The 20,401-nt window shown below is 64.2% G+C and carries 19 protein-coding genes; 10 read left to right on the forward strand and 9 right to left on the reverse strand.

Annotation, left to right across the window (positions count from 1 at the left end):
- Positions 1-223 precede the first annotated feature (223 nt).
- Complete coding sequence (locus tag QMZ05_RS07530; RefSeq protein WP_353700219.1) at positions 224-640, forward strand: Rid family hydrolase; 417 nt, start codon at positions 224-226, stop codon at positions 638-640.
- 38 nt (positions 641-678) lie between these two features.
- Positions 679-963, forward strand: a complete 285-nt coding sequence (locus QMZ05_RS07535) for a hypothetical protein (protein ID WP_353700220.1) — start codon at positions 679-681, stop codon at positions 961-963.
- A gap of 22 nt (positions 964-985) precedes the next feature.
- Here the strand turns inward: QMZ05_RS07535 and QMZ05_RS07540 are convergent, their stop codons facing one another.
- The 7 genes from QMZ05_RS07540 to QMZ05_RS07570 all read right to left on the reverse strand — a co-directional run bounded on the left by QMZ05_RS07540 (position 986) and on the right by QMZ05_RS07570 (position 6,826).
- Positions 986-1,339, reverse strand: a complete 354-nt coding sequence (locus tag QMZ05_RS07540; RefSeq protein WP_353700221.1) for a cupin domain-containing protein — start codon at positions 1,337-1,339, stop codon at positions 986-988.
- Between the two features lie 57 nt (positions 1,340-1,396).
- Positions 1,397-1,606, reverse strand: a complete 210-nt coding sequence (locus tag QMZ05_RS07545; protein ID WP_353700222.1) for a DUF2934 domain-containing protein — start codon at positions 1,604-1,606, stop codon at positions 1,397-1,399.
- A 660-nt stretch (positions 1,607-2,266) separates the two neighbouring features.
- The gene (mddA, locus tag QMZ05_RS07550) at positions 2,267-2,995 is read right to left on the reverse strand and encodes a methanethiol S-methyltransferase (protein ID WP_353700223.1); all 729 of its coding nucleotides are present in this window, start codon (positions 2,993-2,995) and stop codon (positions 2,267-2,269) included.
- Between the two features lie 194 nt (positions 2,996-3,189).
- The gene (gene gor, locus QMZ05_RS07555) at positions 3,190-4,575 is read right to left on the reverse strand and encodes a glutathione-disulfide reductase (protein WP_353700224.1); all 1,386 of its coding nucleotides are present in this window, start codon (positions 4,573-4,575) and stop codon (positions 3,190-3,192) included.
- Positions 4,576-4,629: 54 nt separating this feature from the next.
- Positions 4,630-5,163, reverse strand: a complete 534-nt coding sequence (locus tag QMZ05_RS07560) for a DUF2059 domain-containing protein (protein WP_353700225.1) — start codon at positions 5,161-5,163, stop codon at positions 4,630-4,632.
- Positions 5,164-5,186: 23 nt separating this feature from the next.
- Positions 5,187-5,885, reverse strand: coding sequence for a ribose-5-phosphate isomerase RpiA (rpiA, locus tag QMZ05_RS07565; RefSeq protein ID WP_353700226.1), 699 nt, complete (start codon positions 5,883-5,885; stop codon positions 5,187-5,189).
- 107 nt (positions 5,886-5,992) lie between these two features.
- Positions 5,993-6,826, reverse strand: a complete 834-nt coding sequence (locus QMZ05_RS07570) for an SDR family NAD(P)-dependent oxidoreductase (protein ID WP_353700227.1) — start codon at positions 6,824-6,826, stop codon at positions 5,993-5,995.
- 74 nt (positions 6,827-6,900) lie between these two features.
- Between QMZ05_RS07570 and QMZ05_RS07575 the strand changes: the two genes are divergently transcribed.
- From QMZ05_RS07575 to QMZ05_RS07600, 6 genes are all read left to right on the forward strand, one after another.
- The gene (locus QMZ05_RS07575; protein ID WP_353700228.1) at positions 6,901-7,581 is read left to right on the forward strand and encodes an HAD-IA family hydrolase; all 681 of its coding nucleotides are present in this window, start codon (positions 6,901-6,903) and stop codon (positions 7,579-7,581) included.
- Between the two features lie 159 nt (positions 7,582-7,740).
- Positions 7,741-8,232: a hypothetical protein gene (locus tag QMZ05_RS07580; protein ID WP_353700229.1), complete on the forward strand. Its 492-nt coding sequence runs from the start codon at positions 7,741-7,743 to the stop codon at positions 8,230-8,232.
- Between the two features lie 273 nt (positions 8,233-8,505).
- Positions 8,506-9,540, forward strand: coding sequence for a GTP 3',8-cyclase MoaA (moaA, locus tag QMZ05_RS07585; protein WP_353700230.1), 1,035 nt, complete (start codon positions 8,506-8,508; stop codon positions 9,538-9,540).
- A gap of 337 nt (positions 9,541-9,877) precedes the next feature.
- Positions 9,878-10,417: a TRAP transporter small permease subunit gene (locus QMZ05_RS07590; protein WP_050421808.1), complete on the forward strand. Its 540-nt coding sequence runs from the start codon at positions 9,878-9,880 to the stop codon at positions 10,415-10,417.
- A complete protein-coding gene (locus QMZ05_RS07595) occupies positions 10,414-12,015 on the forward strand; it encodes a TRAP transporter large permease subunit (protein WP_353700231.1) in 1,602 nt (533 codons plus the stop codon). The genes QMZ05_RS07590 and QMZ05_RS07595 overlap by 4 nt, the downstream gene beginning before the upstream one ends.
- A gap of 124 nt (positions 12,016-12,139) precedes the next feature.
- Positions 12,140-13,429, forward strand: coding sequence for a M20/M25/M40 family metallo-hydrolase (locus QMZ05_RS07600; RefSeq protein WP_353700232.1), 1,290 nt, complete (start codon positions 12,140-12,142; stop codon positions 13,427-13,429).
- Between the two features lie 40 nt (positions 13,430-13,469).
- On the opposite strand, the gene QMZ05_RS07605 is transcribed toward QMZ05_RS07600, so the two are convergent.
- Together QMZ05_RS07605 and QMZ05_RS07610 are read right to left on the reverse strand one after the other, a co-directional pair.
- Positions 13,470-14,804, reverse strand: a complete 1,335-nt coding sequence (locus QMZ05_RS07605; RefSeq protein WP_353700298.1) for a HAMP domain-containing sensor histidine kinase — start codon at positions 14,802-14,804, stop codon at positions 13,470-13,472.
- 5 nt (positions 14,805-14,809) lie between these two features.
- Positions 14,810-15,484: a response regulator transcription factor gene (locus tag QMZ05_RS07610; protein ID WP_353700233.1), complete on the reverse strand. Its 675-nt coding sequence runs from the start codon at positions 15,482-15,484 to the stop codon at positions 14,810-14,812.
- 405 nt (positions 15,485-15,889) lie between these two features.
- On the opposite strand from QMZ05_RS07610, the gene QMZ05_RS07615 reads away from it, so the two are divergent.
- Both QMZ05_RS07615 and QMZ05_RS07620 read left to right on the forward strand, forming a co-directional pair.
- Positions 15,890-17,077 (forward strand): efflux RND transporter periplasmic adaptor subunit, encoded by a 1,188-nt coding sequence (locus tag QMZ05_RS07615; protein ID WP_353700234.1) that lies wholly within the window; start codon positions 15,890-15,892, stop codon positions 17,075-17,077.
- A gap of 45 nt (positions 17,078-17,122) precedes the next feature.
- A complete protein-coding gene (locus QMZ05_RS07620) occupies positions 17,123-20,368 on the forward strand; it encodes a CusA/CzcA family heavy metal efflux RND transporter (protein WP_353700235.1) in 3,246 nt (1,081 codons plus the stop codon).
- Positions 20,369-20,401 lie beyond the last annotated feature (33 nt).

A 20,401-nucleotide genomic window follows, 5' to 3' on the forward strand; every position in this document is an offset into this window, starting at 1 on the left:
CGTGACCTCGGCGTCCACCGCATCTCACCGCAACACTCCTGACGATGCGCAGCGCCCCTCGATCGGGTGAGACGGGCACATTGAACCTCTGAGTTGGGTCAAACGCCAAGCGGAATATTTTCCGCTGGAGGACTGGACAAGGTAGATCGCGTTGACCGGATTTACGAATTTCGTGATTATGCGCAAGTGTTCGATGCAGGCGCCGCTAACAATGGAGACCGGTATGGGTCGATCGGTCCATGTTCCTACGGGGGTCTTTGATAGCCGGCCCTTCGGCTTTGCGCAGGTGGCAGTCGTTCCGACGCCGTTCGGTGACGCTATCCATGTATCGGGCCAAGTCGCCTGGGATACCGATCGAAAAATCGTCGCCGACGGCGACATCGGGCGTCAACTTGAGAAGAGCCTTGAGAATCTAGCCGTCGCTCTCGCCTCGGTCGGCGCAACGCTCGACGACGTCGGAGCACTGCGACTGTACATCAAGCAAAGTCACATTCACGAGCGCGACGCGATCAGTGCCGCTCTCGTCGCGACATTCGGCGACAATCCGCCTTGCGCGACTTGGATTGGAGTGCCAAGTCTCGCGAACGACGCGTTCCTCATCGAAGTCGAACCCGCCGTCGTTTTCCTTGCGCGCACATAGAGGCGTACAGAATGCGAAGCGTTATTCGGAGTATTTCGATGCAATATATTGTTCTGGCATGTTTGCTGGCGTCGACGCCGGCGATGGCATGTCAGTTTGATACTGATTGCCAGCCGGGCAGTCAGTGCCTGAAGGCGTCCGCAAGCATTTACGGAGTGTGCGCTGGCGGCCCGTCGCCCGGCAACACCAACGATCAGCAGCCGGCGCAATTCCCCCTCGATATCAACGGGAGCTATGGGAACACCTGCTCGTTCGATACCGATTGCGGTCCAGGCAGCCGCTGCGTCAAACTGGGTTCGATCCAGGGTCTCTGCCTGAAATAGCCGCCGTTTGGCGCGCCTGACCTCACACCACCTTCCGCCCCGCCGCCGTCGCCGCATCCCCCGTGTTCGGCGTGCCCGTCGGCTCGATCAGCAACAGATGCACCTCTTCCCGGGCGACGGGACGATGCTCGACACCCCTCGGCACGATATACATCTGGCCTTGCTTCAGCGTGACGGTGCGGTCGCGCAGCTCGATGTCGAGTACGCCTTTCAGCACCAGGAAGAAGTCGTCGGTGTCGTCGTGCTTGTGCCAGACGAACTCGCCCTGCACTTTCACCACCATGACGTCGCAGGCGTTGAATTGCGCGACGGTGCGCGGCGACCAGTGATCGCTGAATGTCGACAGTTTCTGCGAGAGATCGATCGCGTCGCTCATGATGCCTCCGGGTCCGGGCCAGCTTGCCGGGCTCGTTAGCTCAGCGGCGCGACATACTCAATGCACGCCCCTCAACTTCGCCGGATATGGTGCCGGCTCGTTGCGCCCGTTGATGTCGCAATGCGTTTCGCCGTTGGCGGCCTTGCGCTCCAACAGTTCCCGCTCGGCCTTGTACCAGAGCTGATCCATCTGGCCTCGCGGCTCGCCGGCGTCCTTCCACAGCTCGTAGGCGCGGGTCCGGATCTCCTGCTCGGTGGGACCTCTCATGGGCGGCTCCCTCAATTTGAGACATCAAACTGTTTGAGAGTGGAACAGCCAGCATAGCGCAAGGTTCCAAGGCGCGCGAGATGCCGCACTGCCGACGGCACGCGCCATCTGTGCACAAGCCCAGCGTGCCCAAAGAAAGGCCCCAGCCAAGGGGGCACTGGCTGAGGCCAAAGTCCTTCACCAATGAAGTCGAAGCGTCACGCGATCAGCAGCCAGGCAACGCCGACGATGAGCGCGATAAACGACGCCCCGGCAAAACCGAGGAAGCCGTAGTCCAAGCCGTCCATGTGATCCGGTCGGAACATGACCGCAGTCTGAGCCCGGAGAGGCCCGGCCGCATTCACATATGCATGTCAGCAAGGGTGCCCTAATTTCTCTGGCACCAACACGAATGGCCGCAGGGGGCTCTCCGCAATGCGCTCCATCGTGCGGCGGGAAGCTACCCCTTCAGAGGTATGAAACCTTTGCGGCTTCACGCAGACAAACCCTCATCAGGATTTTGCCACGACCCTCCTGGGGCTAGAGACAGCGCCGCTCGCAGGTATTTTAAGCGGGCGGCGTTGGGCTGTCAGGCAGGGCTTGTTTCCCGATCGAGGATCAGAGCCGGCCCGCGGGCTGCCTGCACAACGCAACCCGTGTTCCGTAAAGCGTCGCCCGGTCTCAGCCCCCTTTCGGCGGCATCGGGATGATCATCGAGACGTTCTGCTGATACTTGACATAGGCCTCGCCGTGGAAACTCACGAGGTCGCGCTCCTCCAGCCAGATGCCGATGAAGATGTAACCGGTCGTCGCGACCGCAAACAGCAGATGTCCGACGGTCATCATCGGCGTGGACCAGAACGCCAGCAGAAAGCCCAGATAGATCGGATGACGAACGAACCTGTAGAACAACGGAGTCCTGAAGCTCGGCGACTCCGCCACGGATCCCCGCGAATGGGCGTAAACCTGCTGAAGCCCGAACAGATCGAAATGATTGATCAGGAACGTGCCGAGTAACACCACACCCCAGCCAATCCAGAAGATCGCGTTGAGCGCCGCAATGCCAACCGGCGCGCTGACGGACCAGACTTCGCCGGTCAGCGGACGCCATTGCCAGAACAGCAGGATCAGGATGAGCGAGGTGAACAGCACGTATGTGCTGCGCTCGACATAGCTTGGCACAAATCCGGTCCACCAGCGCTTGAAGCCCTGCCGGGCCATGACGCTGTGCTGTACCGCGAACAGACCGAGTAGCACGACATCAACGATCAGCGCTCCGGCGACCGAGGCCGCTGCGCCGCCATGATCAATCGATTTGGGAACGACGATATTGCCGACAAAGCCGATCGCGTACAAAAAGGTCAAAAGGAAAACGAGGTAAGAAATCACTCCATAAACCAGCGCGGGCATCGGTCCCTCCCTGTGTCACAGGGCAACCCCTTGCGGCACAGCGAGTGCTGTATCGAGGCTGCACCGTTCGCATTGTACGACAACGGAACCGCCGGGCCAATCAGCTTGCCCGGAGATGGGAGTAGCTCACACGGCTCGACGCCGTTGAGCCCGGCCAAGCCGCTATGAATGCTTCGCGGTCGCGGGGACCATCCCTACTCGGCCGCCTGGCGCACGTGGCGCGCGGTCGGCGTGCGCATCGTCACCAGTTCTTCCGAGGCGGTCGGATGCAGCGCGATGGTGGCGTCGAAGTCGGCCTTGGTCGCCTTCATCTTCACGGCGATCGCAACCGCTTGGGTGATCTCGGCGGCTGCATCGCCGACGATGTGGCAGCCGAGCACGCGATCGCTCGCGCCGTCGACCACGAGCTTCATCAGCACGCGGGTGTCGCGGCCGGACATCGTCGCCTTGATCGGGCGGAAATCGGCCTTGTAGATGTCGACGTGAGCAAACTGCGCCCGCGCCTCTTGCTCCGTCAGGCCGACAGTGCCGACCTCGGGCTGCGAGAACACCGCGGTCGGGATCGTCGCGTGGTCAACCTGCACGGGACGCTTGCCGAACACGGTGTCGGCGAAGGCATGCCCCTCGCGGATCGCGACCGGGGTCAGATTGGTGCGGTGGGTGACGTCGCCGACCGCATAGATGTTGTCGACCGAGGTCTTCGACCATCCATCGACCTGGATGCCGCCATTGGCAGGGTTGATGGCGACGCCCGCGGCTTCAAGTCCGAGCCCCTTCACATTGGGATGCCGGCCGATTGCGAACATCACTTGGTCGGCGGCGATGCTCGATCCGCCAGATAGATGTGCAGTGAAATCACGGCCGTGCTTGTCGACCTTGGTCACCGTGCAGCCGGTGATGATGGTGATGCCGCGCTTCTCCATCTCGGCCCGGACGTGCTTGCGCACGTCCTCGTCGAAGCCGCGCAGGATGTTGTCGCCGCGGTAAATCACGGACACGTCGGAGCCGAAGCCGGCGAAGATGCCGGCAAACTCCAGTGCGATGTAGCCGCCGCCCTGGATCACGATCCGCTTCGGCAGCTCTTTCAGATGAAACGCCTCGTTGGACGAGATCACATGCTCGATGCCGGGAACGGCCGGCCCGTGATTGGGCGCGCCGCCGGTGGCGATCAGGATGTACTTCGCCGTCACCTTCTCGCCGGTGGCGAGGCGGATGGTGTGGGCATCATCGAGCACCGCGCGGGTCTTCACGATCCGCGCGCCCGACTTCTCGACATTGGTCGTGTAGGCACCCTCGAGCCGGGCGATCTCCTTGTCCTTGTTGGCGACGAGGGTAGCCCAGTCGAACGAGACCTGGCCGATGCTCCAGCCGAAGCCGGCTGCATCCTCGATCTCCTGGTGGACGTGGCTGCCGATCACGAACAGCTTCTTCGGCACGCAGCCGCGGATCACGCAGGTGCCGCCCATCCGGTACTCTTCGGCGACCATGACCTTCGCGCCATAATTGGCGGCGATGCGGGCGGCACGAACGCCGCCTGAACCACCACCGATGACAAACAGGTCGACGTCAAACTCGGCCATGGGTACCTCTTTCTTCGCCCTCGCCCCGCAAGCGGGGCGAGGTGACAAGCGCGCTTAGATATCCTTGCCGCGCTTCTTCATCTCGGCCTTGAACTGGCCGGCGACGATCACGCCGAACTGCTGCGCCCACTGCTGCATATATTGCAGCGAGCCGTTGATTGCAGTGGGCTCCGCGGTCAAAAGCTTCTGGCCGAGCGGCGTCTTGTAGAACGTCACGAGATCCTTGAGCTCCTGCTCGGTGAACTCGGCGGCGTAGATCTGGGCCATGCCGTCGCCGATCTCCTTCTCGCCGCCCGCGAACTGCTTGGCGACGATCACCGCGACCTCGTCGAGATCCTTCTGGTAGTTCAGGTACTGCTGCAGCAGGCCGGTCTTGGTCTTCTCGATGATTCCCGGAACGGCGCCGGAATACATCACGGCCACGTTCTTCATCGTCAGGATTTCCTTGGCGGCCGCAATCGCCGCGGGGGTCGACTGCTTGACCTTCGGCATGGGGGGCAATTGCTGCTGCGCCATGGCCGGCGCCGCCGCGAGCGCCAGTCCAGCCGCCAGGGCCGCTGCCGACAAAAGTCCCGAAAAACGCTTCATTCCAAGTCTCCTTGCTTGCGGCGCTATCGCCGTTCAACAACCCGAATTCCCTGCGCGCCGGCCAGAACGGCGACGCTGCCAAGCCCGATGAACAGGCCATGTTCGACCACGCCCGGAATGACGCTGAGCAACCCCGCAAGACGCGGCGGGTCGCCGATCCGGCCGAGATGCGCATCGACGATCCAGTGGCCGCCATCGGTGACAAAAACGTGACCGTCCTTGCCCTTGCGGATGATCATTTGGCCGGACACGCCGGCCTCGGCGAACGCGCGCGTCATCGCGGCCTGCGTCGCGGCGAGCCCGAACGGGATCACCTCCACCGGCAGCGGAAAGCGGCCGAGCACGTCGACCCATTTGCTGTCGTCGGCGATCACGATCATGCGATCACTGGCGGCCGCGACGATCTTCTCGCGCAGCAGCGCGCCGCCGCCGCCCTTGATCAGATTGAGCGCGGGGTCGATCTCGTCGGCGCCATCGATGGTGAGGTCGAGGTGGTCGATCTCGTCCAGCGTGGTCAGCGGCACGCCGCAGCGGATCGCATCCGCCCGGGTCGCCTCCGAGGTCGGCACGCCGATCACCTTCATGCCGGAGCGGACCTTCTCGCCGAGCAGTTCGACGAAATGCTTGGCGGTCGATCCGGTGCCAAGCCCGAGCTTCATGCCGTCGCGCACCTCTTCGAGCGCGCGCGCCGCCGCTAGGCGTTTCAGTGCATCCATGTCCACGGCCGATAGCCCCTCGGTTGTCCGTTACGGGCACGCCATCGGGCGGCCCGGCGGGCGCATATCTAGCCTCGATTCACGAACAGGAATAGCGCCATCCGTGCCCGTCTTTAGGCCGAAACGGCGTCCATCGCGGCCAAAATCGCCGCAAAACGGTCCTCGACCTCGGCCCGCATCCCGGGGTGGGTGAAAATGTAGAACTGGTCGTCGCGGATCGCGGCCAGCACCTGGGCGGCAACCAAGGACGGGTCGAGACCGGCCTCCAGGCGGCGGGCGATCTCGGCGATGAGCGCGGCTGCGCGGCTGTCCGGAGCGTGCTGGCGCGGCGGGCCGTACCGCTCGGGACGGTTGCGCCCGCTCTCGCCGATCCGGGTCCGCACAAAGCTCGGACAGAGCACGCTGACGCCGATCCCGAGCGGCTTGAGCTGCTGATTCAGTCCCTCCGAGATGCTGACCACGGCGAATTTGGTTGCCGAATAGGGGCTGAGACCGAGCCCCGCATTCATGCCGGCCATCGACGCCGTGTTGACGATATGTCCGCCCTCGCCGTGCGCGCGGATATGCGGCAGGAAGCTCCGGATGCCATGCACCACGCCCATCAGGTTGACGTCGATCACCCAGCGCCAGTCGTCGACGGAGATCCGGTCGATGCCGCCGCCACCCGCGACACCGGCATTGTTGCAGACGACATGGACCTTGCCGAAAGCGAGGAACGAGGCCTGCGCCGCGCCGTCGACGCTGCCGGGGTCAGCGACGTCGCAAACCACGCCACGGACATCTGCGCCGCCGGCGCGCAGCGCGTCGACGGCCTTGTCGAGCGCGCCGGTTTCGATGTCGGCGAGCATCACCTTCATGCCCTCGCGCGCGAACGCGGTTGCCATGGCCAGTCCGATTCCGCTGGCCGCGCCGGTGACAAAAGCGGCTTTTCCGGCAAGTTCCCGCATCCGAGCCTCCCTTTTTTGCGCGACACTAGCATCTTCTCTTGCATCGTGCGGCGCTGCCCGATAGCGAGAGACAGATGTCCGCGTCCTCTCCCCCCATCATTGTGTTCGATCTCGACGGCACGCTGGTCGACACTGCGCCTGACCTGATCAGCGCGCTGAACCATGTGCTCGACCGGGAGGGTCTGCAGCCGGTGCCGCTGTCCGCGGCGCGCAACATGATCGGCGCCGGCGCGCGCAAGCTGCTCGAGCGCGGGCTCGAGGTGGACGGACGTGTGGTCAGCCTCGCTGACCTCGATCGTCTGACCAAGGATTTTGTCGACTTCTACGCCGAGCACATCGCCGACGGCTCACGTCCGTTCGACGGGCTCGAGAGCGCGCTCGACCGGCTCGCATCGAAGGGCCACCGCTTTGCGGTCTGCACCAACAAGCTGGAGTGGCTGTCGAAGCTGTTGCTCGACCGGCTCGGTTTGACGCCGCGCTTTGCCGCGATCTGCGGCCAGGACACGTTCGGCGTCGCCAAGCCCGATCCGGCGATCCTGCGCGAGACGGTGGCCCGCGCCGGCGGGAAGCTGCCCGGCGCCATCATGGTCGGCGATGCCGGTCCCGATGTCGGGGTCGCCCGGCGCGCCAACGTCCCGGTGATCGGGGTCGATTTCGGCTATACCGACGTCCCGATGACCGAGCTGAAGCCGGACCGGCTGATCAGCCATATGCGCGATCTGCCGGACGCCGTCGCCAGTCTCATCGCGGCATAAGTTTTTCGCAACGTACTGATATCGCTTGGCAATATTTTGCCATGCGATTTTGCATTAACCATCCTTTAACGAACAGGCCTCCCCCTGTTGCGCCTCTGTTCCGACGCACCTATGGTCGGTCCGGGGATTGTGGCTGATTGCCGCATTAGAGTGTGGATCATGCGTCGTATCATCGTGATTGCGGCCGCCGGGCTGAGCCTGGCCGGCTGCTCCTCCTTCTCATTGGATTCGTTCAAGTCAGCGCCGCCGCCAATGCCGGTGCAACTGGATTCGAACCCGCAAGGCGCCGACGCCGTGACGTCGATCGGACCGGGCTGCAAGACGCCCTGCTCCGTGTCGATCCCGGCGCCGGAGAGCAACTTCACCGTCACCTTCAACATGCCCAAGTTCCAGCCGGCGACTGTGCCGGTGACCGTGACCCGCACGCCGGGCGACTTCACCAGCCCAGCCACCACCACGCTCGATCCGAGCCCGGTGTTCGCCGAGTTGCAGCCCGCCGGTCCGCCGCCGCGCGCCCACAAGCCGCGGCCGAAGCGGAAGAAGCCGAAGCCGGCGGCTGCTGCTGCGGCGCCTGCCGGCGCGCCGGATTCGGCGTTTCCCGCCCCGGCTGCGGCGCCGCCGCCGGCCGCTGCGCCAGCGCCGACGCGCTAGCAACTGCGCTCTTTGCACTGCACAAGAACCCGGCCCAAAGCCGGGTTTTTGGTTTTGGTCGAGACACATCGGCGATTGCGATCATGCATCGCGCGATATGGCTCACCTATCGCTTTGCGATTGACGTTGCATGTTGCTGATCATCGCATGCATCATCCCTTGGGACGCATTGTGACAGCCTGCCAACATGCATAGATTATGCGTGCCGCAGCCGATCGCGACGCGGCGTGCAAGGGAACTGGTTGCAGTACTTTGGTTGAAGGCCCCGGCTGAATGAACGTCTCAACGCAAGCGCATTCCGACACGCTGTTTCGTCCGATGACCGATCCTTTCGGCCGGACCATCCGTTACCTGCGCGTCTCCGTCACTGACCGCTGCGACCTGCGCTGCTTCTACTGCATGTCGGAAGACATGACCTTCCTGCCGAAGGCTGATCTGCTGACGCTGGAGGAGCTCGATCGTCTCTGCTCGGCTTTCGTCGCCAGGGGCGTGCGCAAGATCCGCCTCACCGGCGGCGAGCCGCTGGTCCGCCGCAATGTGATGGGCCTGGTGCGTTCGCTGTCGCGGCACCTTTCGACCGGCGCGCTCGATGAATTGACGCTGACCACCAACGGCTCGCAGCTCGCGCGCTTCGCCCAGGAGCTGGCCGATTGCGGCGTGCGGCGCGTCAACGTCTCGCTCGACACGCTCGACCCCGTAAAATTCCGGGCCATCACCCGCTGGGGCGACATCGACAAGGTGCTGTCGGGCATCGAGGCGGCCCGATCGGCGGGACTCGCGGTCAAGATCAACGCGGTCGCGCTGAAGAACATGAACGAGGACGAGATTCCCGCGCTGATGGAATGGGCGCATGGCAAGGGCATGGGCCTGACCTTGATCGAGGTGATGCCGATGGGCGACATCGGCGAGGGCCGCATCGATCAGTACGTGCCGCTGTCGCTGCTGCGCGCGCGGATCGAGAAGCACTACACGCTGACCGACCTCGCGGACGACACCGGCGGCCCTGCCCGCTACGTCGGGGTCGCCGAGACCGGCGGCAAGCTCGGCTTCATCACGCCGATGACCCACAATTTCTGCGAATCCTGCAACCGGGTGCGGATCACCTGCACCGGCACGCTGCACACCTGCCTCGGCCATGAGGACGCGTCCGACCTGCGCCGGCCGCTGCGCAGCTCGCCGGACAATGATCTGCTGTCGGCGGCGATCGACCGGGCCATCGGACTGAAGCCGAAGGGGCACGATTTCATCATCGACCGCCGCCACAACCGGCCGAGCGTCAGCCGCCACATGAGCGTGACCGGCGGCTAGAATCCGTAGCTTCCCGGACGCCCTTGCAGCTCCCGTTTTACCAAGGCGGGACAACGATTTGCCGTGGCGTCAATTTGCCCATTTTCCGATTGACGGCGTTTCACGGCGCTGATTTGGTGCCTCAGCTTTCACGCTAGTCTGGCCGGATAGGCCGTTGCCTCCGTCGGCTCCCGCCGACGACCCGGCAGCCAAGAACGGCGGAAGCGGATTTCGGGGGAGGACGATCGCTTGCAACTGCTCCTGAAAGTGAGCCGTGGCTCCGTGCGCATGCGCGCGGCGGCCAGATGATGCTTGAGAAGATATTCGGTGCGCAGATCGCGCGACCGCGGAGATCGTGATGCGCCCAATGTTGGCACTAAGTCAGGCCATCGACCGACTCAATGAGAAGATCGGCTACGTCTGCAATCTGCTCGTGCTGATCGCCTGCCTGGTCAGCGCCGGCAATGCCATGATCCGCTACGCATTCAGCTACTCCTCGAACGGCTGGCTCGAGGCGCAGTGGTACATGTTCGCGATCCTCGTGATGTTCGGCGCCTCCTACACCTTCAAGCGCAACGAACATGTGCGCGTCGAGATACTCTATCTGATGCTGTCCGAGCGCGGCCAGCTCTGGCTCGACATGATCGGCACATTGTTCTTCCTGATCCCGGCCTGCCTGCTGCTCGCCTATCTGTCCTGGCCGTTCTTCTACCAGGCCTATGCGGTCGGCGAGATGAGCGGCAATGCCGGCGGCCTGCTGCGCTGGCCGATCAAGTTCGTTATCCCGTCCGGCTTCGTGATGCTTGCGTTGCAAGGCGTCTCAGAGGTGATCAAGCGGATCGCCGCGCTGCAGGGCTATGTGACCATCGACGCGAAGTATGAGAGGCCGACGCAATGATCACGCTGGAGATGATGCCGCCGCTGATGTTCGGCGGCCTGATCATTGCAATGCTGATCGGCTATCCGGTGGCATTCACGCTCGCCGCGGTCGGCCTGTCGTTCGGGTTCCTCTCGATCTATCTCGGCTTCTTCGACCTCAACTTCCTGCAGGCGATCCCGGGCCGCATCTTCGGCAGCGTGCTGTCCAACGAGCTCCTGCTCGCGATCCCGTTCTTCACCTTCATGGGCGCCATATTGGAGAGATGCGGGCTCGCCGAGGACATGCTGGATTCGATGGGCCAGTTGTTCGGCCCGATCCGCGGCGGCCTCGGCTATTCCGTGATCATCGTCGGCTTCATCCTCGGCGCCATCACCGGCACGGTGGCGGCGCAGGTGATCGCCATGGCGCTGATCTCGATGCCGGTGATGATCCGCTACGGCTACAACATCCGCTACATCACGGGCGTGCTCGCCGCCTCCGGCACCATCACGCAACTCGTTCCTCCCTCTCTCGTCCTGATCGTGCTCGCCGACCAGCTCGGCAAGTCGGTCGGCGACATGTATCTCGGCGCCTGGGGCCCGTCGGTGTTCCAGATCCTGCTGTTCGCCGGCTACACCTTCCTGCTCGGCATCTTCAAGCCGAGCCACGTGCCTGCGGTGCCGGTCGAGGCCCGCACGCTGACTGGCTGGGCGCTGTGGAAGAAGTGCCTGCTTGGCATCATCCCGTCAGCCGTGCTGATCTTCGTCGTGCTCGGCACCATGATGATGGGCCTTGCGACCCCGACCGAAGCCGGCGCCATGGGCGCGGTCGGCGCCATCGTGCTCGCCGCCATCCACCACAAGGACTTCAGCTCGGCCGGCCGCAAGGTACTGATCGCAGGCGTCATCGCCGGCGGCATCGGCACCATCGTCGCGATGCTCTACACCGAGAACCTGATCTTCAGGCTCGCCTTCGCGATCACCTATCTCGCGGTGGTCTGGATCTGCATCGAGGCCGTCAAGATCCCGGACCTGCGCGACCTGATCAAGCAGGGCTACGAGACCACCATGCGCATCACCTGCATGGTCACCTTCATCCTGATCGGGTCGACCTGCTTCTCGGTGGTGTTCCTCGGCGTGTCCGGCGGCACCTGGCTGGAGCACCATTTGACCTCGCTGCCCGGCGGCGTCTGGGGCTTCCTGATCTTCATCAACATCTTCATCTTCTTCCTGGCGTTCTTCCTCGACTTCTTCGAGATCGCCTTCATCATCCTTCCGATGATCGCGCCGATCGCGCAGAAGGTGCTGGCCCCCGTGGTCGGCCCCGACGCCGCGCTGATCTGGTTCGGCGTGATGCTCTGCGTCAACATGCAGACCTCGTTCCTGCATCCGCCGTTCGGCTTCGCGCTGTTCTATCTGCGCGGCGTGGCGCCGAAGGAAGTGAAGAGCTCCGACATCTATTGGGGCGCGATGCCCTGGATCGGCCTGCAGGCGATCATGGTGGCGCTGGTGATAGCGTTCCCGGTGGTCGTCACCGGCCTGCTCGACAAGCCGCTCGATGTCGACCTCAACAAGGTCAAGATCGAGGTGCCGCAGATCGAGCTGCCACCGCTCGATTTCGGCCAGCCGAAGCAGTAGCCGGCTTTCGGCCTCACTCAGGCATGTCTCGCGGAAGCGAGGCATGCTGCGGCTGTTGACGGCGGCCAATCAGCCTGTGAATAGACGAGGCACGGACCGTCCTCGAACTCACAGATCGCCGCCCATGCCCCAATCGCGCCCCACCCGCTCATTCGTCCGCCCGCTCACCACTTTCCTCGGCCTGACGTTTGCCGCTGCCATGGCGCAGGCGGCACCTGCGGCCGATGTTCGCGCGCTGGCGCAACAGGAGCAGCAGCCCCTGCTCGATACCCTGCGCGACCTCGTGCAGATCGAATCCGGCAGCAAGGACATCGACGGCCTCAACCAGATCGCCGCGCGCATCGCCGGCCAGCTCAAGCAGCTCGGCGGCACGGTCGACATCCTACAGACCACCGACATCTACCGGCTGGACGACACGCCGGAGAAGATCGGCCCGGCCGTGCAGGCCGTCTTCAAGGGCACCGGCAGCGCGAAGATCATGCTGATCGCGCACATGGACACGGTTTATCTCAAGGGCATGCTGAAGGACCAGCCGTTCCGCGTCGACGGCGACAAGGCCTACGGGCTCGGCATCGCCGACGACAAGCAGGGCATCGCCACCATCATCCACACCGTGGCGCTGCTGCAGAAGCTGAACTTCAAGGATTACGGCACGCTCACGGTGCTCATCAATGGCGACGAGGAGATCTCGTCGCCCGGCTGGCGCAGCACCATCACCCGCCTCGCTGCGGAGCAGGACACTGTGTTCTCGTTCGAAGGCAGCGACGCCAACGGCACGCTCCGCCTCGCCACCAGCGGCATCGGGTCGGCCTACCTCACGGTGCATGGCAAGTCGTCGCATGCGGGAGCAAGGCCCGAGGGCGGGGTGAACGCGCTCTACGAACTGTCGCACCAGGTGCTGCAGATGAAGGACCTGTCCAAGCCCGAGCAGGGCCTGAAGCTGAACTGGACGGTTTCCAAGTCCGGTACCAACCGCAACGTGATCCCCGCCGAAGCCACGGCCCAGGCGGATGCGCGTGCGCTCAAGGTGTCCGATTTCAACGAGCTCGAGCAAGCCCTGCAGGACAAGATCAAGAACCGCCTGCTGCCCGACTCCAAGGTGGACGTGAAGTTCGAGGTCCGCCGTCCGCCGCTCGAGGCCAACGACGCTTCGCGCAGCCTGGCCGGCCACGGCAAGGCGATCTATCAGGAACTGGGCCTTTCGATGAACGTCGCCGAAAGGGCCACAGGCGGCGGCACCGACGCGGCCTTCGCCGCCCTCAAGACCAAGGGCGCCGTGGTCGAAGGCATGGGCCTCTCGGGCTTCGGCGCGCACTCCAACGATGCTGAATACGTGCAGATCAACAGCATCGTGCCGCGCCTGTATCTGGCCACGCGCATGATCATGGACCTGTCCGACGGCAAGGTGAAGTAAACCGGCGGGCCGGGCACGACGGGCGCCACGGACCGGCCTCTCAGGCGGTCGCCGGCTCTGCCTTGGCAAGGCGGAAGCTCAGCGTGAACTGCGCACCGCCGGACGGCAGGTTCTCGACCTTGATCGTCGCGTCATGATCGTCGACGACGCCGCGGACGATCGAGAGCCCGAGCCCCGCACCATCGGTGCGGTGGCGCTGACGATCGCCGCGCCAGAAGCGCTGGAACACCAGGCCCTGCTCGGCGGGCGCGATGCCGGGCCCGCAATCGCGCACCTGCACCGAACCGTCCTCATGCACCTCCACATCGACCGAGGTCGCGTCGGCGGTGTACTTGATGGCGTTCTCCGCCAGGTTGAAGATCGCGCGCTGCAGCATCTCGGCATTGCCCTTGACCCGCACCGGACCGTCGGTGCCGCGCAGCGCGATATCCTTCTGCTGCGCCAGGGCGTAGGGCGCGATCGAGCCGACCACCTCGGCGCACACGGCGCGCAGGTCCGCGGTCTCGCCGGGGTCCAGCACCAGCGTATCGAGCTCGGCGATCTCCAGCAGCTGGCTGACGATACGGCTCATGCTCTCGATGTCGGCGTGCAGCTCCTTGGTCCCCTTGCTGATATCCAGCGTCTCGATCCGGGTCCTCAGGATCGCGAGCGGCGTGCGCAGCTGATGCGCGGCATCGGCCGTGAACTGGCGCTGCACGTGAAATCCATCCTCCAGACGGTCGAACGCCTGGTTGACGGCGGTCACCAGCGGCAGGATCTCGCTCGGAATCCCGTCCGTCGGAAGGCGGATGTCGGTCCTGGCCGGCCCGATGCTCCTCGCCTCTTCCGAGGCGCGCAACAGCGGTATCACGGCTCGGCGGAAGATCAGGATGTCGGTCGCAAGCAGGATCAGGAGGATCGGGATGGTGATCCAGCCGACCCGCCGGAAGAAGTTGGAGACGATGTCGTCGATGATGACGTCGCGATGCGACAGATCCTCGGCGACCTGGATGCGCAGCGTCTCGCCGCCGACGAGCTGGGTGACGCTGGCACCGGAAATCCGGTCCACCGAAACCGGCAGCCGCGGCGCCGAGCGATGCGACGAAAACAGCAGATTGTCGTCCGCATCGTAGATGTCGTAGCGGTAGCGGCCGTAGGCGTCGGAATAGAGCCCTCTCAGGCTGTCCGGCAGGTTGAGCACGACCTTGCCGGCGGAATCGACCGTGAGGTTCTGGCCGAGATCGGCCGCCTGATCGCGCATCGCTTCGCGATGCAGCTGGTTGATCTCCGAGTTCAAGAGCCACAGCAGCAGCAGCGGCAGGAAGATCGCGGCGACCGCGACCGCCACGATGTGCAGAAACACGATCCGCGAGGTCAGCGACGTGAAGCGGAACACCACCCTTATTTCTCCTCCGCCATCAGATAGCCCACGCCACGAATGGTGTGGATGATCACCCTGGCGTTGTGCTCGCTGAGCAGCTTGCGCAGCCGCGACACATAAACCTCGACCGCATTCGAGGCGACCTCGCCCGACAGGCCGAAGATATGATCTTCGACATTCTTCTTCGGCACCACCCGTCCCTGCCGCCGCAGCAGGATCTCGAGCACCGACGTCTCACGCGCCGAGAACACGTGCGGCGCGCCATCGACGAACACCTGCTTGCTCTCGGTGTCGTAGACGAGATTGGCGAGCTTCAGCGACGAGCCGAGCAGCTGGCCGGGCCGGCGCAGGATGGCTTCGAGCCGCGCCACCAGCTCTTCCAGCGCGAACGGCTTCGCCAGATAATCGTCCGCGCCGCTGCGCAGGCCGTTGACCCGGTCCTGCAGGCCGTTGCGCGCGGTCAGCACCAGGACCGGCAACGGGTCGCTCTTGCGGCGCAGCTCCGACAGCACCGACAGGCCATCGCCGTCGGGCAAACCGAGATCGAGGATCATGGCAGCGTAGCTGACGCTGCGCAGCGCATCGCGCGCCTCGGCGACGCTGTTGACGATATCGGACTCATATCCCGCCGCCATCAGCCCGCTGGCAAGCAGTCGCGAGAGTTCGACGTTATCCTCGACGATCAGAAGGCGCATCGCGGCATTCCTGTCTTCATTCGATCGGCCTTCTGTTTGCACACCTTGTTGCGATGCGCCAGCCAAGCGACAAATCCGCAACAGATCGCGCGTTGGGCAAGCCCGATAAGCAAACGACACGCAATTGAGCATAGCGCCTGAATTGCCGCTGACGGCGCTATGTTTTGGCTATGCGGGGCCGCTCCTGTCCCCACGCAAAATAGATAAACCTGCACCCGCCGCAATCAAAATTCGCCGATCCCGCCCACCGCCGAAAAGGGCGAATGTAAGGCTGGCGTCAGCTAGCCCTGATAACTGTTCATCCGCTCTCACCGGGAGATCGACGATGGCCCACCACGCGGCAAGACATCGTCTCCCGCGCGGGGCTTTCATGCAGTATTGGCCGGGCAAGAGATGTCATTTCGAATGAAATTTATGGGCTTTGCGGCGATGCCGGTGCTGGCGGCGCTTCTCGCCGGCGCGTGGCTCACGACGCGAGCCGATGGCGTCGTAAGCGCCAAGGCCGTCCAGGAGACCGCGCCGCAGGATGTCAATGTCGAGCAGCAATACGTTGCGCTGAACGACAAGCAGGCGGCCTCCATGAAGGTCATGGCCGCCGAGCAGCGTTCGTTCCGGACGCTGAAGAACGCGGTCGGCTCGATCGATTTCAACCAGAACATGCTGGTGCAGGCGTTTACCTCAAATCCCGGCAGGATCGTCGACACGCCGCTCAACGTCGGTGACGAGGTGGCGAAGGGCGACAGGTTGTTCACCATCGACAGCCCCGATCTGTTGCAGGCCGAATCGTCGCTGCTCGCCTCGGCCGGCGTGCTCGAATTGCAGACCAGGACGCTGGCGCGCGTCAGGCAGCTGCTGAAGACCGGCGGCGGCGCGCAGAAGGACGTCGACCAGGCGACATCGGATCAGCAGACCGCCGAGGGCAACTACAAGGCCGGCCGCGACGCGGTGCGCATCTTCGGCAAGACCGATGCCGAGATCGATCGCATCGTCGCCGACCGCAAGGTCGATTCCATCCTGGTGGTGCCGAGCCCGATCTCCGGCCGGATCATTGCCCGCAACGCCGCGCCGGGTCTCTTCGTGCAGCCCGGCAATGCGCCGGCGCCCTATTCGCTGGCCGACATCTCGACGATGTGGATGGTCGCCAATGTGATCGAGACCGACGCCCCCTCCTACCGGATCGGCCAGCCGGTCGAGGTGCGGGTGCCGGCCTATCCGAACGAGGTGTTTCGCGGCCGCGTGACGACGCTTGGCCTCAACATCGATCCGAACTCGCACCGCCAGCTGGTGCGTTCGGTGATCGACGATCCCCAGCACAAGCTGCGCGCCGGCATGCTGGCGAGTTTCACCATCGAAACCGAGCCGCCGAAACTGTCGGTAAGCGTTCCGCTTGATGCCATCGTGCGTGAAGGCGACGGCACGATGACGGTGTGGGTCACGACCGACGGCCGCAAGTTCGACCGCCGCTCGGTGACGATCGGCATGGAGCAGGACGGCTGGCGGCAGATCCTCAGCGGCCTCGCAGCCGACGAGAAGGTCGCCTCCACCGGCGCGATCTTCCTCAGCAACAAGTTCGCCAACGCGGCCACCGGCTAGCCCGTGCCAACCGCGCCCAAGTCCGCTCAAGAGTAGTGCAGCACCTTGATCAAGAGCCTCCTTCAATTCGGTCTGACCCGAAGCGCCGTCATCGTGCTCGGCCTTGCCGTGTTCTGCGCCGCCGGATTCGCCGCGTTCGCCAAGCTGAACATCGAGGCCTATCCGAACCCGGCGCCCGTCATCCTCGAGATCACGGCGCAGGCCGCCGGCCTCTCGGCCGAGGAGATGGAGAAGTACTACACGATCCCGATGGAGGTCGGACTGTACTCGACGCCAGGCGTGGTCAACATCCGCTCGACCTCGTTCTACGGCCTGTCATTCGTGCGCGTCACCTTCAAATACGGCGTCGATTATTACTTTGCGCTCTCGCAGGCCACCAACAACCTCACGCAGAACGTCCAGCTTCCCGGCAATCAGATCCCGCAGATCCAGCAGTCGAGCCTGGTCGGCGAGATCTACCGCTACCAGCTGGTCGGTCCGCCGAATTTCGGCCTGACCAATCTCAGGACGCTGCAGGATTACGTCGTCGCCCGCCGGCTGATGACGATACCGGGCGTCGTGCAGATCAACTCCTGGGGCGGCACCACCAAGCAGTTCAACGTCGACGCCGATCTTGCAAAGCTCGAGGCCTATAACATCACCGTGCCGCAACTGATCAGCGCGCTCGGCAATTCCAACGTCAATGTCGGCGGCCGCGAGATCGCGATCGGCCAGCAATCCGTCAACATCCGCGGCATCGGCCTGATCAATTCCGGCGGCGAGGACGATGTCACCAAAGGCTACAGGGTCCGGGACATCGAGAACGTCGTTCTGACGCAATCCAGCGGACTGCCGATCCAGATCAAGGACGTCGCCAAGGTTTCGGTCGGCTATGTGCCGCGGCTCGGTATCGCAGGAAAGGACAAGAGCGACGACGTCGCCGCGGCGATCGTCGTCATGGGTCGCACCCAGCATACCAACGACATCGTGCCGAAGGTCAAGGAGGAAGTCGCCAAGATCAACAGCGACGGCACCCTGCCGCCCGGCGTCAAGGTGGTCCCGTATTACGACCGCACCTCGCTGGTCAGCGTCACGACCCACACCGTGCTGCACAACCTGATGTTCGGCTGCCTGCTGGTGTTCGTGATCCAGTGGGTGTTCCTGGGCGACCTGCGCAGCGCGCTGATCGTCAGCGCCAACATCCCGTTCGCACTGTTCTTCGCGATCATCATCCTGGTGCTGCAGGGCGAGGACGCCAACCTGCTGTCGCTCGGCGCCGTCGACTTCGGCATCATCGTCGATTCCGCCGTCATCATGATGGAGAACATCTTCCGCAACTTCCAGTCCAGCCCGGAGAACCGGCTACGCGTGCTGCAGAACCTCGCCGAGGGCTACTGGGGAGGCGATCCGACCACGCGCAACGGCCAGCCCGCGCCAGGCTGGACCGAGCGGCTGCGGATGATCTTCGTCAGCGCATTGCAGGTCGACAAGGCAGTGTTCTTCACCGCGGCCATCACGGTGACCGCGTTCGTGCCGCTGTTCACCATGCAGGGCGTCGAAGGCCAGATCTTCGGACCGATGGCGCGAACCTACGGCTACGCGCTCGCCGGTGCGCTGCTGGCAACCTTCACGGTGACACCGGTGCTGGCATCGCTGCTGCTGCCACGGCATATCCAGGAAACCGAAACCATCATCGTGCGCTCGCTGCGCAAGGCCTACACGCCTGTGCTGCGCTGGTCGCTGTCGAATCTGCGGGTCGCAGTTGCCGCCGGCATCATCTTCCTTGGCCTCAGCGGCCTTGCTGCGAGCCGGCTCGGCAGCGAATTCCTGCCCGCGCTCGAGGAAGGCAATTTCTGGATCCGCGCCTCGATGCCGCCGACCATGTCGCTCGATGCCGGCACCGAGCCGACGCGGAAGATGCGCGAGATCCTGCTGCGCCACCCTGAGGTCATTACCGTGGTGTCGCAGCACGGCCGTCCCGACAATGGCAGCGACGCGTCCGCTTTCTCCAACGTCGAGCTGTTCGCGCCGATCAAGCCGTTCGACCAATGGCCGCCCGGCCTGACCAAGGAGAAGCTCACCGAGGAGCTACAGAAGGAATTCGACGAGGAACTGCCCGGCGTCGCGTTCAACTTCTCGCAATACATCCAGGACAACGTCGAGGAGGCGCTGTCGGGGGTCAAGGGTGCGAACTCAGTCAAGATCGTCGGCCCCAACCTCGCCGTGCTCGAACAGCTCGCGAGCAAGGTCGCGCAGGAGATGGCCAAGATCCGCGGCGTTGCCGACCTCGGCATCTTCCATCTGGTCGGGCAGCCCAACCTCAACATCAAGGTCAACCGGGAGAAAACCGCGCGCTACGGCCTCAATACAGGCGACGTCACGACCGTGGTGCAGGCTGCGCTCGGCGGCACCAGCGCGACGACGGTGCTCGAGGGCGACCGGCAGTTCGGCGTAGTGGTGCGGCTCGATCCCAAGTTCCGCCAGAGCATCGACGAGGTGCGCGAGATCAAGGTCGCTTACCAGACGCCATCCGGTACCAACGCCTACATCCCCTTGAGCGAGCTCGCCGACATCTCGCTCGATACCGGCGCCTCGTTCATCTATCGCGAGCGCAGCCAGCGCTATATCCCGATCAAGTTCAGCGTGCGCGGCCGCGATCTCGGCAGCACGGTGGCGGAGGCGCAGGCGCGCGTCGCCGAGGCCGTGCAGCTTCCGACCGGTTACCGGATGATCTGGTCCGGCGAGTTCGACAATCTCCAGGCCGCCAAGGCGCGCCTGTTGATCGTCGTCCCTGTGACGCTGCTGCTGATATTCGTGCTGCTTTACAGCCTGTTCAACTCGCTGCGCGACAGCCTGCTGGCGCTGGCCGGCATTCCCTTCGCGGTCGGCGGCGGCCTGATCGCGCTGTTCCTCGCCGGGCTCGATTTCTCGATCTCGGCCGCGATCGGCTTCATCTCGCTGTTCGGCGTCGCGGTCATGGACGGCATCCTCAACATCACCTATTTCCGCGAATTGCGGGCCTCCGGCATGAGCATCGCAGAGGCGGTGTTCAACGGCGCCGAGCAACGCATGCGGCCGATGCTGATGACCGCGCTGTCCGCGGGCGTAGGCCTGTTCCCGGCCGCGCTGTCGCACGGTATCGGTAGTCAGGTGCAACGGCCGCTTGCGACGGTCGTAGTCGGCGGCATGTTCATCGGTCCGCTATTGCTCTTGATCGTCGCACCGGCGTTGCGCAAGATATTCCTGTCGCGGGAGCGTGTCGCTTCGCCCGACGAGACGGCTGCCGCGGCGCCGCCCGAAGCAGCGCATTAGAGGCGCCCAGTCATGCACGCCCTCAGCGCAAAA

Source organism: Bradyrhizobium sp. INPA03-11B (genome assembly GCF_040446015.1).
In the GTDB taxonomy this organism is placed as follows: Bacteria; Pseudomonadota; Alphaproteobacteria; order Rhizobiales; family Xanthobacteraceae; genus Bradyrhizobium; species Bradyrhizobium macuxiense_A.

What these genes read in the sequence shown, in the direction of transcription:
- QMZ05_RS07595 (WP_353700231.1), top strand. Translation starts at nt 10,414, where the DNA reads ATGATCACGCTGGAGATGATGCCGCCGCTGATGTTCGGCGGCCTGATC.
- QMZ05_RS07600 (WP_353700232.1), top strand. Translation starts at nt 12,140, where the DNA reads ATGCCCCAATCGCGCCCCACCCGCTCATTCGTCCGCCCGCTCACCACT.
- QMZ05_RS07575 (WP_353700228.1), top strand. Translation starts at nt 6,901, where the DNA reads ATGTCCGCGTCCTCTCCCCCCATCATTGTGTTCGATCTCGACGGCACG.
- QMZ05_RS07545 (WP_353700222.1), bottom strand. Translation starts at nt 1,606, where the DNA reads ATGAGAGGTCCCACCGAGCAGGAGATCCGGACCCGCGCCTACGAGCTG.
- mddA (WP_353700223.1), bottom strand. Translation starts at nt 2,995, where the DNA reads ATGCCCGCGCTGGTTTATGGAGTGATTTCTTACCTCGTTTTCCTTTTG.
- QMZ05_RS07590 (WP_050421808.1), top strand. Translation starts at nt 9,878, where the DNA reads ATGCGCCCAATGTTGGCACTAAGTCAGGCCATCGACCGACTCAATGAG.
- QMZ05_RS07580 (WP_353700229.1), top strand. Translation starts at nt 7,741, where the DNA reads ATGCGTCGTATCATCGTGATTGCGGCCGCCGGGCTGAGCCTGGCCGGC.
- moaA (WP_353700230.1), top strand. Translation starts at nt 8,506, where the DNA reads ATGAACGTCTCAACGCAAGCGCATTCCGACACGCTGTTTCGTCCGATG.
- QMZ05_RS07530 (WP_353700219.1), top strand. Translation starts at nt 224, where the DNA reads ATGGGTCGATCGGTCCATGTTCCTACGGGGGTCTTTGATAGCCGGCCC.
- QMZ05_RS07570 (WP_353700227.1), bottom strand. Translation starts at nt 6,826, where the DNA reads ATGCGGGAACTTGCCGGAAAAGCCGCTTTTGTCACCGGCGCGGCCAGC.
- QMZ05_RS07610 (WP_353700233.1), bottom strand. Translation starts at nt 15,484, where the DNA reads ATGCGCCTTCTGATCGTCGAGGATAACGTCGAACTCTCGCGACTGCTT.
- gor (WP_353700224.1), bottom strand. Translation starts at nt 4,575, where the DNA reads ATGGCCGAGTTTGACGTCGACCTGTTTGTCATCGGTGGTGGTTCAGGC.
- QMZ05_RS07540 (WP_353700221.1), bottom strand. Translation starts at nt 1,339, where the DNA reads ATGAGCGACGCGATCGATCTCTCGCAGAAACTGTCGACATTCAGCGAT.
- QMZ05_RS07615 (WP_353700234.1), top strand. Translation starts at nt 15,890, where the DNA reads ATGAAATTTATGGGCTTTGCGGCGATGCCGGTGCTGGCGGCGCTTCTC.
- QMZ05_RS07560 (WP_353700225.1), bottom strand. Translation starts at nt 5,163, where the DNA reads ATGAAGCGTTTTTCGGGACTTTTGTCGGCAGCGGCCCTGGCGGCTGGA.
- QMZ05_RS07535 (WP_353700220.1), top strand. Translation starts at nt 679, where the DNA reads ATGCAATATATTGTTCTGGCATGTTTGCTGGCGTCGACGCCGGCGATG.